Annotated in this window: 16 protein-coding genes and 2 pseudogenes; 8 read left to right on the top strand and 10 right to left on the bottom strand. The window is 38.7% G+C overall.

The genetic code is table 11. From position 1 onward, the window contains the following. A pseudogene (locus HMPREF8571_RS06615) lies at positions 1-225 on the bottom strand (type IIL restriction-modification enzyme MmeI); the annotation flags it as partial. Between the two features lie 226 nt (positions 226-451). After that, positions 452-1,792: a hypothetical protein gene (locus tag HMPREF8571_RS06610; RefSeq protein ID WP_000669585.1), complete on the bottom strand. Its 1,341-nt coding sequence runs from the start codon at positions 1,790-1,792 to the stop codon at positions 452-454. A 283-nt stretch (positions 1,793-2,075) separates the two neighbouring features. Between HMPREF8571_RS06610 and HMPREF8571_RS06605 the strand changes: the two genes are divergently transcribed. The 7 genes and pseudogenes from HMPREF8571_RS06605 (at position 2,076) to HMPREF8571_RS06575 (ending at position 6,897) form a co-directional block, all read left to right on the top strand. Further along, positions 2,076-2,561: a helix-turn-helix domain-containing protein gene (locus tag HMPREF8571_RS06605; protein WP_000909945.1), complete on the top strand. Its 486-nt coding sequence runs from the start codon at positions 2,076-2,078 to the stop codon at positions 2,559-2,561. A 146-nt stretch (positions 2,562-2,707) separates the two neighbouring features. Then, positions 2,708-3,028 (top strand): hypothetical protein, encoded by a 321-nt coding sequence (locus HMPREF8571_RS06600; RefSeq protein ID WP_000985761.1) that lies wholly within the window; start codon positions 2,708-2,710, stop codon positions 3,026-3,028. After that, a complete protein-coding gene (locus HMPREF8571_RS06595) occupies positions 3,028-4,113 on the top strand; it encodes an AAA family ATPase (RefSeq protein ID WP_000201451.1) in 1,086 nt (361 codons plus the stop codon). Before HMPREF8571_RS06600 ends, HMPREF8571_RS06595 begins: the two co-directional genes overlap by 1 nt. Continuing rightward, entirely contained in the window at positions 4,113-4,724 is a 612-nt protein-coding gene (locus tag HMPREF8571_RS06590) for a hypothetical protein (RefSeq protein WP_000592630.1), read from the top strand. The genes HMPREF8571_RS06595 and HMPREF8571_RS06590 overlap by 1 nt, the downstream gene beginning before the upstream one ends. Before the next feature lie 130 nt (positions 4,725-4,854). Next, positions 4,855-5,451, top strand: a complete 597-nt coding sequence (locus tag HMPREF8571_RS06585) for a replication protein (RefSeq protein ID WP_001040931.1) — start codon at positions 4,855-4,857, stop codon at positions 5,449-5,451. Beyond that, entirely contained in the window at positions 5,444-5,647 is a 204-nt protein-coding gene (locus tag HMPREF8571_RS06580; protein ID WP_001086263.1) for a DUF3173 domain-containing protein, read from the top strand. Before HMPREF8571_RS06585 ends, HMPREF8571_RS06580 begins: the two co-directional genes overlap by 8 nt. 14 nt (positions 5,648-5,661) lie before the next feature. Next, a pseudogene (locus HMPREF8571_RS06575) lies at positions 5,662-6,897 on the top strand (tyrosine-type recombinase/integrase). A 145-nt stretch (positions 6,898-7,042) separates the two neighbouring features. Here the strand turns inward: HMPREF8571_RS06575 and ffh are convergent. The 5 genes from ffh to HMPREF8571_RS06550 form a co-directional block, all read right to left on the bottom strand. Further along, positions 7,043-8,614 (bottom strand): signal recognition particle protein, encoded by a 1,572-nt coding sequence (gene ffh, locus HMPREF8571_RS06570; RefSeq protein WP_000863603.1) that lies wholly within the window; start codon positions 8,612-8,614, stop codon positions 7,043-7,045. A gap of 17 nt (positions 8,615-8,631) precedes the next feature. Next, positions 8,632-8,847: a hypothetical protein gene (locus tag HMPREF8571_RS11495; protein WP_004240067.1), complete on the bottom strand. Its 216-nt coding sequence runs from the start codon at positions 8,845-8,847 to the stop codon at positions 8,632-8,634. A 2-nt stretch (positions 8,848-8,849) separates the two neighbouring features. Next, positions 8,850-9,182 (bottom strand): putative DNA-binding protein, encoded by a 333-nt coding sequence (locus HMPREF8571_RS06560; RefSeq protein WP_000402070.1) that lies wholly within the window; start codon positions 9,180-9,182, stop codon positions 8,850-8,852. A 141-nt stretch (positions 9,183-9,323) separates the two neighbouring features. Continuing rightward, a complete protein-coding gene (gene tuf / locus HMPREF8571_RS06555; protein WP_001040723.1) occupies positions 9,324-10,520 on the bottom strand; it encodes an elongation factor Tu in 1,197 nt (398 codons plus the stop codon). Positions 10,521-10,757: 237 nt separating this feature from the next. Beyond that, positions 10,758-11,867: an AI-2E family transporter gene (locus HMPREF8571_RS06550; RefSeq protein ID WP_000489820.1), complete on the bottom strand. Its 1,110-nt coding sequence runs from the start codon at positions 11,865-11,867 to the stop codon at positions 10,758-10,760. A gap of 105 nt (positions 11,868-11,972) precedes the next feature. On the opposite strand from HMPREF8571_RS06550, the gene pbp3 reads away from it, so the two are divergent. After that, a complete protein-coding gene (gene pbp3, locus HMPREF8571_RS06545) occupies positions 11,973-13,214 on the top strand; it encodes a D-alanyl-D-alanine carboxypeptidase PBP3 (RefSeq protein WP_000720263.1) in 1,242 nt (413 codons plus the stop codon). 40 nt (positions 13,215-13,254) lie between these two features. On the opposite strand, the gene sdbB is transcribed toward pbp3, so the two are convergent. From sdbB to HMPREF8571_RS06530, 3 genes are all read right to left on the bottom strand, one after another. Beyond that, entirely contained in the window at positions 13,255-13,800 is a 546-nt protein-coding gene (sdbB, locus tag HMPREF8571_RS06540) for a thiol-disulfide oxidoreductase-associated lipoprotein SdbB (RefSeq protein ID WP_000755587.1), read from the bottom strand. 12 nt (positions 13,801-13,812) lie between these two features. Next, the gene (gene ccdA2 / locus HMPREF8571_RS06535) at positions 13,813-14,520 is read right to left on the bottom strand and encodes a thiol-disulfide oxidoreductase-associated membrane protein CcdA2 (protein ID WP_025168452.1); all 708 of its coding nucleotides are present in this window, start codon (positions 14,518-14,520) and stop codon (positions 13,813-13,815) included. Between the two features lie 126 nt (positions 14,521-14,646). Further along, positions 14,647-15,507 carry a methionyl aminopeptidase gene (locus tag HMPREF8571_RS06530; protein WP_000631560.1) on the bottom strand — a complete coding sequence of 287 codons (861 nt, stop codon included), beginning with the start codon at positions 15,505-15,507 and terminating at the stop codon, positions 14,647-14,649. Positions 15,508-15,512 lie beyond the last annotated feature (5 nt).

Below are 15,512 nucleotides of genomic sequence, written 5' to 3'. Positions count from 1 at the left end.
TTGCTCAATCAAGACTTTAGTCTTTTCAATATAGCCATCAATGAAACTGGTATGGTCAAGCATAACCTTATATTCAAAAGTGATATACTCAGTTGGCTTTTCAATGCCATAAACTGACTGCAAAAGGTCAAGCCAAAAAGGCTGTGAATCTTGTCGTTCATTCCCTCTATCTTTCCAACGTGCAACAAACTCATTTGCTTGATTCTTCTGTTCCTTTAGTGTCATCACAGTCTTGTTAGACTGATCACTGTTCCCCTTATCTAACATCACATACCTCACATATTTCATCAGCAAAAGGGATTTAATAGTTATTTAGTATATTGTGTGAGCAATGCACTAAAGGGTACTCCTTTACCAATTTTTCATATTCACTCTATTATACCATTTAAGGATAAAAATTCAGTCTTCAATAATTTTTTAGACATATCCAAAAAACTTTGAGACATAAAACTCAAAGTTTTTTATTTCTCCTATCTCTAAACCATTCCATTTGCTCTCGTTCTTCTTTTGCTAAATAGCTATTAGGATGCTTTTTGATGTATAATCTCCTTCTAAGATGTTCGTTCCATCGGTCTGCTTGTTTTTCACTGTCTAGTATCAATGGCTTTAATTCAGCGGAGTCACCAGAGGAAAAATAAGCTAATATTTCATTCCCTTTTTGATATTTTTTGATATACCCAAGATAGTTACCACCCCAGTGATTACTGTCTTCATGTTTACTCTGTAAAACAGTCATTTCCTCAAAAACTCTGTCAATCAATTTGGATATCCTAGTAACATGGAGCAAATCCGAATATTCATCTGTTAGTTCTTCTTTTGCATTGAGAGCCTCAAGCTCGTCTAAAAAATTATCATCCCAAGAAGAGCTATAAATTCCTAATAATTTCGAAGATTCAAATTCAATAATTCTCTTCTTATATCCCTGAGCTTCTTTTTGAATAGCAACCATAGATTCAATACTATGATATTCAAATCCTTCTCTCTCATTTATAAATTGCTCAAACTTGTCTTTCAACACCTCCTCATAAAACAAAGATAAAACTCTTTCAATCTTTGCCAATCTATTCTCCCCCTCCTGCCTACTCGGGAAGGATGAATTATAAAAACTTACAAAGTATTCTATATCCAATGTAAAGATATCTTCAAAAGAATTCTCATGTGTACCAAATCTTTCACTGGCTCTAAAAATACCTGTCATAAGTAATTCCCAGTTATCCTTAACAAGAAGGCTATACACCTTTTTAGTATCTTTGACATTTTGCTTTATTTTCTCAAACACAATATTTAATGGGACATAACCTAAAACAATTCTCCATAAGTTTTCATCATATTTTTCATACAAAATATCTAGCATCAATGCTGTTGGAAAAAACGTCTCCATTGTACGCTGTTCCGACTCACTTCCGAAAAAAATTTCGTCATATGATTTGAACATCATATTTCGTTTTCTAAAATTGATTTGTTCTTCTTCATTTAATCCAAAGCCGGTATCGGTTGGACTAATTTTACAATTATTGTAAATTGCCCTAACTGCTGAATTGGTAAATAAATGAGGATTTTTTTTATTTATTTTTCCTCCTCGAATTTGTCCAATTAAAGGGGCATTTTTTGAATATATTTCTTCATTTGACAACTTGCTATATTTTGGATTCTGTTTTTTCTTTTTACCATGTTCCCAATAGTATTCCCGAGAAGATACTTCTTTACGTTCTCTATTTATCTCTCTCACTTTACAATCTAACCGAAGGGAAGCAATATCGAGCAAGTATTTCTTAGTATTCTTGAACTTCATACAAAACCTGGTATTTCTTTCATTAAAATAAATTATTTATGCCTAAATTATACCACGTTTTTTGACTTTATAATAATATCAGGGATATTTATATCTCAAAAAATAAAAAGTTCAAAAGCTGGCCAGCAAAGGACGGATCGAAACAATATGATTACTATGCGGTAAAGGTTTAGTTTTGCATATTACCGTTTCACCGTTTCTTTTTTGTGCCATTCTTGCATCTACTCGGTAACTGTAATAGCTCATTTGTTTCTTTCCGTCTGAGGACAGGAAAGGACAACTTATGCTAAAAGCTAAAGTTAAAACTCTCTATTGTGAATTACTTGGTCAAGCTATCAAACAAGAATTGATTGAGCAAGGTAAAGCTCAGAACAGTATCTTTTATTATAATTTTGATGAACCTATAGAAATCTCTGCTCCTGCCGTTAGTCAAATCCTAAGAGGTAAACGAAATATTACCTTAGACACTGTAGATGCCTTGCAAGAAACACTAAATCTTCCTAATGTAAAGAGTGTTTTCTTCCCTAGTATTGACTTTTGCAAGTTTCTCATTACTCAATTGACAGAACTTATTCTTTCTGAAGGACACGATTCCACAAAGCATCTTTTCAAATCAAAAAAGAAAGGTATTCAACAAAATCTCTCAACCTTGGCAACTGACTTATATGATTTCTTCCCTGATTTTCCAAAGGAAGAAACATCTTACCAAATTGCTGATAGCCTAGTTGAATGGTTAATCGAATTCGTCTCACTCGTAGCACAACTTTGAGTGCTACACTTTCAAAAATCTTGAAATCAAGAAAAGTCTAAAACGTCTATCATAGATATGTACTTAGCTAAGACAGTCCAGCTCACGACTCAAACTGAGCACGTCCCCCTAACAAAACAATTAAGCCATAAAGGAGGATAAAACCCATGGCAATTAAAACCAAACACAAGAAAGATGGCTACTCAGCCACAACTGCAACGGAATATGTCATTCCTACTAAACCGATTCACAGTTTAAGCACTGAGCTTGAACCCCAACAACTCTTTGAAGATGGAAAGCCAACCGGTGAGATTATCGCCTACAAGGCAACCTTTGTTCAAGAAGGGCTTGAACCTTTCCAAGTAAAATTTGAAGACAAGGTCAAACTTCCTGAATTTCTAAGCTTGATTGAATTTGAAAATCTCCAAGCCGTTGAGGTTCGCTACAATGTCTACTTCAAAGCTGACGGTATCAAGGAGGTCAAATAATGGCAACTAAAGCAGATACTGTCCTGCAATCTTACTTGCTCCAGAGCCTCAACATGGCTCTTGGGGCTCTGATGCAGGGGGAAACAAGCTACACCAATAGCTTCAATATTGTCATTCAAGAGGGTGGCTTCATCTTCATCCCTAGGCTTCCTTGTGCCTACATCCTAGATGATGAACTCTATAACAAAATCTTCTTGATTGCTAACGCTTCCTTGTACCCTCACTATACACTTCTGAAACAGAATGCCACTTACTTTATCCCTCTCAAGACAGATGACATTCATGTTCAGCGTGGACTCTTCTTCCCTTGGAAGGTGGGTATCTCAAAACGTTTGATCATCCCTGACCTTGACAAGTACACATCCAACCTACCAAAGAATCAGATTCCAATTATGGAAAATTTTACTCTCAATCTTGATAAGGTGAACCACATGGCTATCTGTGGAAACTCGGGCTCAGGGAAAAGTTATGCCCTTACCTACCTGCTCTCCGTTCTCAAAAATCAGAGCGACCTCATCATCGTAGACCCTAAGTTTGATTCCCCAAGTCGTTGGGCTCGCGAACACAAAATAGCAGTCATTCATCCCGTGGAGAACCGTTCTAAGTCTGATTTCGTTTCAGAGGTCAATGAGCGTTTAAGTCAATGCCTAAATCTGATTCAACAACGTCAAGCAATTCTATATGACAATCCCCGTCATGAATTCGCACATCTCACAATTGTCATAGACGAGGTACTGGCTCTTTCAGAGGGAGTCAATAAGGCAATCAAGGAATCTTTTTTCTCTCTTTTGTCACAAATTGCTCTACTTGGACGGGCTACAAAAATTCACTTGCTCTTAGTAAGCCAGCGATTTGACCACACCACGATTCCAGTATCAGTACGGGAACAGCTTAATGTTCTAATTCAGATTGGAAATATAAATAGCAAATCTGTTCAATTTTTGTTCCCTGACCTAAATCCTGAAGGTATTGTTATTCCGACTGGACACGGCACTGGCTTGATACAGGTCATTGACAATGAGCATCCCTATCAGGTACTCCCACTACTTTGTCCTACATACTACACAACGGAAGGTATTCTCTAATGATAAAAAAATCATTCTTCATGAGGACTTACAACCTCAACATCTACTTGATTCTCTTTTCACTTATAACAGGATTTCTTGGATGGTCATTAGACTTTCTAGCGAGCACTATTGCCCTAACGCTTCCTATCGCCCTTGACCTTTCGCAAGTCAGTAGCTATCTAACAATGGGAAGCCAATACTCTTATACGGTTATGAGCTACTTACTAGGTGCATTGTTTGCATCCGTTACGCTTGAAATCATGAATCGTGTTCGATTTGATAATCTTTTCAACTATTTCAAATCCATCTACCACACTTTCAAGCTCCGTAATTTCCTGACACAACGTGAAAAATCAGAGAAAGTCACAAAAATAGATAACCAAACCATTACAACCCACAACCCAATCAACGGCAGCTTCAATCGTTGTGCTCGTAAGAGTGTTGTAGACATCCAAAAAGATGAAGTCAGAGTATTCATTAAAGTCCCAAGAGACCAGCAGGGGCAAAAAGTCTTGAGTGATATGACTTCCCAACTAAAAGAGGAAGTATCTAGTCAGCATCCTGACTACTACTTCTCTGCACCTAATCGGGGTCGCAATAACCTTTGGTTAGTTGGTAAAAAACGGTAAAAGAGGGGGCTATGGCTTGCGTTTAGCAGTAGCCAAATAGCTCCCTTCTTTTCTATTGACCAAGATAAATGGGGGTTACTACGACCCCCCATTTATCCAATAATCAGTAATCACAGAAATGAGGTGAAAAATGGCAAAAGAACAACGTTCTAGCAAGTGGACATTCTTATTCTACAAAGAGAGCGCCCCTGCAGACTATCTTGTAATTCTTGAAGAATTGCATATTCCCTTTATCTTGAGCCCGTGGCACGATAAAGACATCAATCGCCAAACAGGAGAATTGAAAAAGGCTCACAAACACGGAGCATTCTTCTTCGATTCACTCAAGAGCTACAAACAAGTATCTGAACTAATCAAAGATAAGCTGAACGGCCCTTCTCACGTGGAAGTTGTCCAATCTCCAAAAGGACTCTTTGACTACTTTACCCACGCTGAGAATAAGGATAAAACGCAATATGATCTGAATGATATTGAGGTAGGCTGTGGATTTAACCTTGATAAGTTCCTTGTAGAGATGATCTCAGATGACTTCATGCAAGAGGTGGTGGATATCATTGAACAGAATGACTTCACTGAGTTTGAAGAGCTAGTATGGTATGCACATGCGAATCATACTCCCCTTCTTGGGCTCATCATTGAACGTACCTACTTCTTTGCTAAGTATCTTGATTCTCGGTGTTGCAATCCTCAGCGTAACAATATCAAGAAGGAGGAAGAAAATGAATAGTAAAAATCTGTTGACTATTACTTCTGATGATTTGGTTAAACTAGGCTACGCAAAAGCTACAGCTCAACAAATTATTAGACAAACTAAGTTGAATATGGTACAACAAGGGTATACCATTTACAACAATAGACGATTAGGAACTGTTCCAATCGAAGCTGTTGAGGAGATTCTTGGCTTTAAGTTACTGAACGAATAGAAAGTAGGTAATTTATGGCTAAAACAAACTTCCAAGATGTGTATATTGATGATAAAGGTCAATTCTACTATGAAGTTAGCCTAGGTAACGATAAAATCACTGGTAAACGTATCAAGAAAAAGTCTCGTAAAGACTCAAATGGTAAAAAATTCACTACTGCAAAAGAAGCCTATACAGAAGCGATTAGGGTCAAAAATGACTATCTTTAGTCAGATGGATACTCTAATTACGATATGACTTATGAGCAGTTCATGAATACAGTTTATTTACCTTACTATCAGTCAGAAGTAAGCGAACATACTTATGCAACACGTCAGCCGTCCTTAAAAATTGTTTTCAATCGATTTGGGAAGAAAAAACTCAAAGACATAACTGTTCGTGAAGTTCAGAACTTTAGAACATGGCTATTAGCTAAAAATTGTGGTAATTATTCGCAAGCCTATGCAGGTCTTACTTTTGGAACTTTTAGAAAGTCATTGGATTTCGCTGTTGATATGCAATATCTACAGAAGAATGTTTCAATGAAAGTAAAATCTATTCCAAAAGGGAAAAGTATCGCTGAGTATTGGACAAAAAACGACTTTGAAGAAGTTATTAGCAATATCTGCATTTCTGATTTCTATGAGCATTTATGCTTTGTTATGCTGTGGCTCTACTTCTGTACCGGGGTGCGTGTGAACGAAGGAACAGCAATCTGGTGGAACGATATTGATTTTGAGAAAAAAGAGCTCAGAGTGGCTCATATGCTGATTATGACTAATAAGAATAATTGGCAAAGACAGAACCACACTAAAACAGATGCTGGTCTCCGTATCGTTACTTTAGATGATGATACCATCCAAATCTTGAAAGCATGGAAAGAACGTCAATCTGAACTTGGAAAAGTAAATTTTGTTTTAAGTTACGATGGTAACCCTATGCTTAAATCAACCATTTCAAGAATCATTAAGCGTTATGCCAAATTAGCAAATGTCCCATTGATTCAAGCAAAAGGTTTACGACATTCTCACGCATCCTACCTTATTAACGAGCTTAACGCATCGGTGCTGATCGTTTCAAAACGACTAGGACACTCAAGTCCAGAGATCACTTTGAAGCACTATGCTCATATGTGGTCAGGAGTTGATAAGGAACTGGCTAATGAAATGACTGGATTAATCAATATACAACACGCTAAAAATACAAAAGTTAATTTCAATGGAAATCAAGCAATACTGAGAGAGTCTCCAAAACTGTCTTCAAAATCATAACCACACGCTAAAAACACTGTTATATAAACGATTTGACGACCTTATTTAGTCGTTGAGTGGGAATAAAACAATCAAACACAAAAGAACTCTGAATCGGATTCAGAGTTCTTTTTATTAATAAGGAAAGCACTTCTGCTTTCCTTTTTTATTTGCGTTTTTTCTTCGCTTTTTTCATTTTGTTGGCCATGCGTTTCATAGACTGTTTCATGGCGAATTCGCCAATTTTACCTTTAAGTCCGCCACCAAACATCTGGCTCATATCTGGCATTCCAGCTCCTCCAAGAGCTGACATATCTGGCATGCCGCCTTGTCCCATCATGCCTTCAAGGGCAGACATATCCATTCCTCCCATATTTGGCATATTTTTAGGAAGGTTATTGGAATTGATTCCCATTTGCTTCATCATCTTGTTCATATCACCAGACATGACCCCTTGCATGAGCTGTTTGGCCTGATTAAAGTCCTTGATGAATTTATTGACTTCGACAAAGGTATTTCCAGAACCTGCAGCGATACGACGGCGACGACTTGGATTTAACAAATCAGGATTTTCACGCTCTTCAGGAGTCATAGAAGACACGATGGCACGTTTACGCGCAATCTGGCGCTCATCCACCTTCATATTTTGAAGGGCAGGATTGTTAGCCATACCTGGAATCATCTTGAGTAAGTCTTCCATTGGCCCCATATTTTGCACTTGATCCAACTGATCGATGAAATCATTGAAATCAAAGGTGTTTTCACGCATCTTCTCAGCCATTTCAAGAGCTTTTTGCTCATCGTATTCCTGAGAAGCCTTCTCAATCAAGGTCAGCATATCTCCCATACCAAGGATACGGCTTGACATACGATCTGGGTGGAAGGTTTCGATATCTGTAATCTTTTCACCCGTACCAGTGAACTTGATTGGTTTTCCAGTGATGTGACGAACAGATAGGGCCGCACCACCACGAGTATCCCCATCAATCTTGGTAAGAATAACCCCAGTCACTTCTAACTGAGCATTAAACTCACGGGCAACATTGGCCGCTTCCTGACCGATCATGGCATCAATGACGAGCAGGATTTCATTTGGTTGAGCCAGTGCTTTAACATCACGAAGCTCATTCATCAAGAGCTCATCAATCTGCAAACGCCCTGCCGTATCAATCAAAACATAGTCGTTGTGGTTGGCCTGCGCTTGCTCCAAACCTTGGCGAACAATCTCAACAGCTGGTACTTCTGTTCCAAGAGCGAAAACAGGAACATCAATCTGTTGTCCAAGTGTCTTCAACTGGTCAATGGCAGCTGGGCGGTAAATATCCGCTGCAATCATCAAAGGACGGGCATTTTCTTCCTTCTTGAGTTTGTTAGCCAGCTTACCAGCAAATGTTGTTTTACCAGCCCCTTGCAAACCAACCATCATGATAATCGTAGGAATCTTTGGTGACTTGATAATTTCAGCTGTATCAGATCCTAAAATGGCTGTCAATTCCTCATCAACGATTTTGATAATCTGTTGTGCTGGATTAAGGGTATCAATAACCTCGTGTCCGACTGCGCGTTCACGAACCTTCTTGATAAAGTCCTTTACAACTGGCAAAGCAACGTCGGCTTCCAGCAAAGCCAAACGAATTTCTTTGGTTGCTTCTTGGACATCAGCCTCAGAGATTTTTCCTTTTTTACGTAGATTTTTAAAGACGTTCTGCAAACGTTCTGTTAAACTTTCAAATGCCATTTTTTTCTCCTATTTACTCAATTCAGTGGAAATCGTCCGAAATGTTGCAAACACTCAAGTTCTTCGGGTGTGATTTCTTTCATGATTTCATTTGGATATCCCCAACAGCTAAAACCTATTTGCATAGCTTTGGAGATATCATTGGGCGAGATAATCTGTAGTCGAGTAGGAAATGGTTCCTCTGCGGCTAATAGTTTACAAGGTAATCCTTGATAAATAACTACACTGCCCATGATTAATCCCGATTATCAATGCTTGTTAAAATTTCTATCTGCTCCTGAAGAAACTCATCCTTAGGATAGCGCTCCAAGATCTGGTCAAAAATCTGACTACGGACAATGTAGTCTGAATACATATGTAATTTCATCTCATAGTCTTCCAGAATCTTTTCTGTCCGCTTGATATTGTCATAAACAGCTTGGCGACTAACACCGAACTCTTCAGCAATCTCCGCAAGACTGTAATCATCTGCATAGTAGAGTTCAATATAATTCATCTGCTTATCTGTCAAAAGCGCAGCATAAAATTCAAAAAGCGCATTCATGCGATTGGTTTTTTCGATTTCCATAACTTTTATTATACCAAAAAATCTATCATATCGCTATACTAGAAGGCCTTCTTACAAAAATAGAACTAAAAAAGAACCTTGCAAAGCAAGATTCTTTTAGTGTCTGACTTAAATAATTGTTCTTCTGGGAACTAAATCGAATTAAGCTTCGATTTCTGTAACCATACCTGAACCAACAGTACGTCCACCCTCACGGATAGAGAATGTAGTACCTTGTTCTACGGCGATTGGGTGGATCAACTCAACGTCGATAGTCACGTTATCACCAGGCATTACCATTTCAGTACCTGCTGGAAGTTCGATTGAACCTGTAACGTCAGTAGTACGGAAGTAGAATTGTGGGCGGTAGTTGTTGAAGAATGGAGTGTGACGTCCACCTTCTTCTTTAGTAAGGATGTAGACTTCACCTTTGAATTTAGTGTGTGGGTTGATTGAACCTGGTTTAGCGATAACTTGTCCACGTTCGATTTCGTCACGTTGAACACCACGAAGAAGGACACCTACGTTATCTCCAGCAAGACCTTCGTCAAGTTGTTTACGGAACATTTCAACACCAGTAACAACTGCTTTTGAAGTTTCTTCTTTGATACCAACGATTTCGATTTCATCGTTGACACGAACAGTACCACGGTCGATACGTCCTGAAGCAACTGTACCACGTCCAGTGATTGAGAATACGTCCTCGACTGGAAGAAGCAATGGTTTGTCAGTGTCACGTTCTGGTTCTGGAATGTACTCGTCAACAGTGTTCATCAATTCCATGATGATGTCTTCGTATTTAGAGTCACCTTCAAGAGCTTTAAGAGCTGAACCTTGGATAACTGGAAGATCGTCACCTGGGAAGTCGTATTCTGACAAGAGGTCACGGATTTCCATTTCAACCAATTCAAGCAATTCTTCGTCGTCAACCAAGTCGATCTTGTTCATGAAGACGATAAGGTGTTTAACACCAACCTGACGTGAAAGAAGGATGTGCTCACGAGTTTGTGGCATTGGTCCGTCAGTTGAAGCTACTACAAGGATAGCTCCGTCCATTTGAGCGGCACCAGTGATCATGTTTTTAACGTAGTCCGCGTGTCCTGGAGCGTCGATGTGAGCGTAGTGACGTTTTTCAGTTTCGTACTCAACGTGCGCAGTGTTGATGGTGATACCGCGTTCGCGTTCTTCTGGAGCAGCATCGATAGACGCATAGTCTTTAGGTTGGTTAACTGATGAAGGCAAGCGACGTGCCAAAACAGTTGTGATAGCTGCAGTTAGGGTAGTTTTACCGTGGTCAACGTGTCCGATAGTACCAATGTTAACGTGTGGTTTACTACGATCGTATTTTTCTTTTGCCATTTGAGTAAAAGCCTCCAATAAAATATATTTTATAGATAGACAGTAGGCAATACAGTCTAACTTTCCTTACTATTTTATCAAATTTCAGCTAAATTGCAAGTGTTTTACACATATTTTGTTAATTAATCTAAATCTTATGGGATCCCTTTCTTCCGCTTCTTATCAAGATCCTCTTTTCTATGATATTTTAGTTTTAAAGCTTATTTATATAAGTAAAAAACCAGGTTTTCCTGATTTTTAAACTGATTCTGTTTTTTCTTGTTCTTTGGCTTCCTTATGATTTTCATACAATTTCGCAAAGAACTTAGTAATTTCTTTTAAGATAGAATAGCTAGGTACTGCTACTACCATGCCAATCACACCGTAGATATTACTTGATAGTAAGAGAAGGACTAAAATGGTGATTGGATGAACTTTCATAACCCCTCCAACGATACGAGGGTAGAGAATATTGCCATCAACCTGTTGAATAATCAGCATATAGACAACTGCAATTAACATTCGTTGAGGATCGGTGAATACATTTGCAATAATCATCGGAATCAAACCAATACTTGGACCAACATATGGAATCAGATTGGCAATGCCAGAAAAAATAGCAAAGACTAAGGCATACTTCAAACCAATAACACTGTAACCCACATAGGCCAAACATCCGATTATGACAGCATCAATCGCAATTCCACTGATATATCTTGCTACAGTTGCGTTCAAGTTTTTCAAGAGACTGGTTAGGTTCAGCTTGTCATGTTTGAGAACTGTTCGTTCCAACATCGGTAAAAATTTGTTGCCATCTAGTAGGAAATAGATCAAGAAGACCGGAGTCATAATTAGAATGAGGATTGTACTAAATAAAGCAGAAAGGACACTTCCTAAGCTATTGCTAACGCTATTAAGGATATTTTGGAGAATATCGACATAGGATAGATTTAACTGTTGAATGGTTTTTTGGATATCAATATTTTGGAAAATAGGATTCATTGATAAATCAATAACCAAATCCTGCAGTCTGCTGTAGATATTTTGGCTAGAGATAATCAAACTTGTCAGCTGGTTGATCAAAATAGGTAAGAGATAAACTACACCAACCACGATGGCTCCAATCAAGGCGCAAAGAGTGACCAAGACACCAATCAAACGATTGATCTTACATCTTTTCTCCAAGAAGGTTACGATTGGATTTGTCAGGTAGTAGAAAAATCCCCCCAATAAGAATGGAATCATAATCGTATTGATAACTGTGACAAAGGGAGTAATGATGGACCCCATCTCTCTCCAAAGATAAAAAATAATGGTTAATAGTAAGATTTCGGCTGTCCAAAAAAATAATTTGTTTCTACGGAACATAACTATCCTCCTTCTATCTATTTTACCATATTTCTAAAAAAAGATACGAAGGCTTCAGCATAAAAGCGAGAATATTTTTTCCCTTTATGATAAAATAAAGCTAATATGAAAAAAATAATTATATCCTTACTAACACTTCTTACTTTTGGTACAATCTCTACTATTTCAGCTCAAAGTTTTGATATAGCCGCTAAACACGCTATCGCAGTTGAAGCAACAACAGGAAAAGTTCTTTATGAAAAAGATGCGAGTCAGCCTGTCGAGATTGCTTCTATTACAAAACTTGTTACTGTCTATTTGGTCTATGAGGCCTTGGAACAAGGAACCATCAGCCTATCAACCCCTGTTGATATTTCAGACTATCCATACCATCTCACCACCAATTCAGAAGCAAGTAACGTCCCTATGGAAGCTCGAAATTATACTGTTGAACAACTATTAGAGGCTACAATGGTATCCAGTGCAAACAGTGCTGCAATTGCGCTAGCAGAAAAAATTGCCGGTTCTGAGAAAGACTTCGTTGACAAAATGAGGGCGAAACTTTTGGAATGGGGAATCCAGGATGCAACTATTGTAAACACAACTGGATTAAACAACGAGACTCTTGGAGATAACATCTATCCAGGTTCTAAGAAAGACGAAGAAAATAAACTTAGTGCTTACGATGTTGCCATCGTTGCTCGTAACCTCATCCGAGATTATCCGCAGGTTTTAGAAATTACCAAAAAAGCATCTTCTACTTTTGCTGGGCTTGAAATCCACTCAACTAACTCTATGTTGGAGGGGATGCCAGCCTACCGAGGAGGAATTGACGGTTTAAAGACAGGAACAACTGATAAGGCAGGAGCTTCTTTCGTTGGAACCACTGTCGAAAAAGGAATGCGTATCATTACAGTTGTTTTAAATGCCGATCAACAAGACGGCAATCCTTATGCACGATTTACAGCTACTTCTTCTCTTTTAGACTATATCTCTGCAAACTTTACCCTACAAACTGTTGTTAAAAAAGGTGAAACTTACAAAGATAGTAAGGTTACTGTCCTTGATGGAAAAGAAGACAGCGTGCCTGCAGTTGCTAAATCAGATATTGCTGTTGTCCAACGAGTTGGAAGCGGAACTACATCAGCTCTTCAATTCACACCAAAATCAACATCAGAAACTGCTCCTTTGGAAGAAGGAAAGGTTGTCGGTACCCTAACCTATGATGACCAGGATTTGATTGGTCAAGGCTACCTCACTTCTAAAAAACCATCTTTTGAAATGGTTTCTGAAAAAAAAGTTGAAAAAGCCTTCTTCTTAAAAGTTTGGTGGAACCAATTCATCCGCTTTATCAATGAAAAACTATAAAAAAATCGCGAACAATCGCGATTTTTTCGTATTCTTTAATTTATTTCATCTCTTTAAAAGCTGCTTCAGCATCTGCATTGCTAATAGCACCAAATTGGATTTTTCCAATTTTTCCTTGACTATCAATCAGGTATTCTGTTGGAATACTACGAATTTGGTAGGCTTGGAAGGTAGCTGCCTTGGTATCATATAGAACTGGTATATCCTTGTAGCCTTGTTCTTGGTACCATTTTGGAAACTCTTCAACTGTTTTTTCACCTTGTAGTCCTGGTGCAACGACACTTAGTATTTCAAAGTCCCGATCTTGTTTTGCAGCTAATTCCATCAACTCTGGCATACTCTTTCGACAAGGACCACACCAAGAGGCCCAGAATTTTAAATAGACTTTTTTACCCTTATAGTCTGATAACTTGACTTCTTTGCCATCCATAGACTGCAAGGTGAAGTCTGGGGCATCCTTTCCTACTGCGATTTGTTGTACAGCAGGCTGTTTGGGACTTTCTGATTGTTTGGTTTCTTTTTCGCCACAGGCAATCAACAAGAATAGAGACATGAGGCTCAATCCAGCAAAAATAACTTTTTTCATCTTTTTCTCCTTTTATCCAAGAATTCCTGACAAGGCATTTAACTGCCCTAGCATTAATAACAATCCCATCAAAATAATCAAAGCTCCCCCAATTTTCTTTAGTAGAATCATATGGGGTTTTAATTTACTAAAGTAGGGCATAATCCAACCCGAAGCCAAGGCCAAAACGATGAAAGGTAGGGCCATTCCCAATGTGTACACTAAGGTTAGTACAGCTCCTTGCCAAGCACCATTCCCTCCTGAAGCTGCAAGAGCCAAGACCGAACTTAAAACCGGTCCGATACAAGGGGTCCAACCAAAACTAAAGGTTATCCCAAGCAAAAATGCTGACAAATAGTGATTCGACTGTGATTTTTTGAAGGTGACTGTTTTTTGCACTTCCAGTTTATTGAAATGCAAAATTTCCATCTGGTGAAGGCCCAAGAGGATAATGACTGCTCCCATAAGATAACGAAACCAGTCAGCATAGAGCATATTTCCCAGGAAACCAGCTCCAAATCCCAAAATAAAGAAAATGAGGGAGATCCCAGCAATAAAGCACAAGGTCCGAATTAAGCCTGACCATGCAACGTCTCTTCCGAAAAATCGAAAGCTTTTCGAGTTCCTCTGATCATCCAGTAAAATACCAGCATAGACCGGTAGCAAAGGGAAGATGCAGGGTGAAAAGAAAGACAGAATGCCGGCTAAGAAAACCGATACTAAAAATATAATAGATTCCAACGAATTACCTACTTTCACAAAATTCTAATCCTATTTTACTACAAAAGAAAAAATTTGTGACAACTTTGCTACGCTTGTCTATTTTATCTAAACTGAATATAAAAAAGGAGCTATGCTCCTTTCGTTTTAATACGTTCCTTCTTCACCTTGACTTGTCAAGATAACAGGACCGTCTTTTGTAATCACAAACTGGTGTTCATATTGACAAGATAGGCCACCATCGATGGTTTTATGAGCCCAGCCAGTTTTCATATCTGTATCAATTTCCCAATCCCCAGTATTGATCATGGGTTCGATGGTCAACACCATTCCTTCACGGAGGCGGAGTCCACGGCCTGCAATACCGTAGTTAGGGACCATTGGTTCCTCGTGCATAGTTGGACCAACTCCATGACCAACCAAATCACGTACGACACCATAACCGCGACTTTCAGCGTATTCTTGAATGGCCGCACCGATATCACCGATACGATTGCCGACAACTGCTTGCTTAATCCCTATATACATAGCTTCCTTGGTCACGTCCATCAGGTTTTTCACTTCTTCAGACGGTGTACCAACCGCATAAGCCCAACATGAGTCTGCTAAACCACCAGTATAGCTTTGGGTGTATTTTTTCATTTGCTCAACATTGTTAAAGTTGAGTTTAGATACATTGAGGTCTGATTTGGAAATCGGACCACCAAGTACCATGTCTACCTTGAGCAAATCGCCATCTTTCAAGATGTAATGACGTGGAAAAGCATGAGCTACTTCGTCGTTGAGAGAGCAACAGGTGGCATAGGGGTAATCCATGACTGCCCCATCCACGCCAATCTGTAAAGGAAGGAAATTCTCCTCTTTACAACGACGACGAACATACTCTTCTACTTCCCACATATCCACGCCTGGCTTAATCAAATCACGTAAGCCGATATGGATACTAGCTAGGAAATCACCAGCCTTGTCCATGGCTTCGATTTCACGTGCTGATTTTAAAGTTATCATTTTTT

The organism is Streptococcus mitis ATCC 6249, assembly GCF_000146585.1.
GTDB classification, from domain to species: Bacteria; Bacillota; Bacilli; order Lactobacillales; family Streptococcaceae; genus Streptococcus; species Streptococcus mitis_AZ.
Note: the sequence above shows the minus strand (reverse complement) of the source record. Positions and strands in the feature narration are given on the sequence as shown.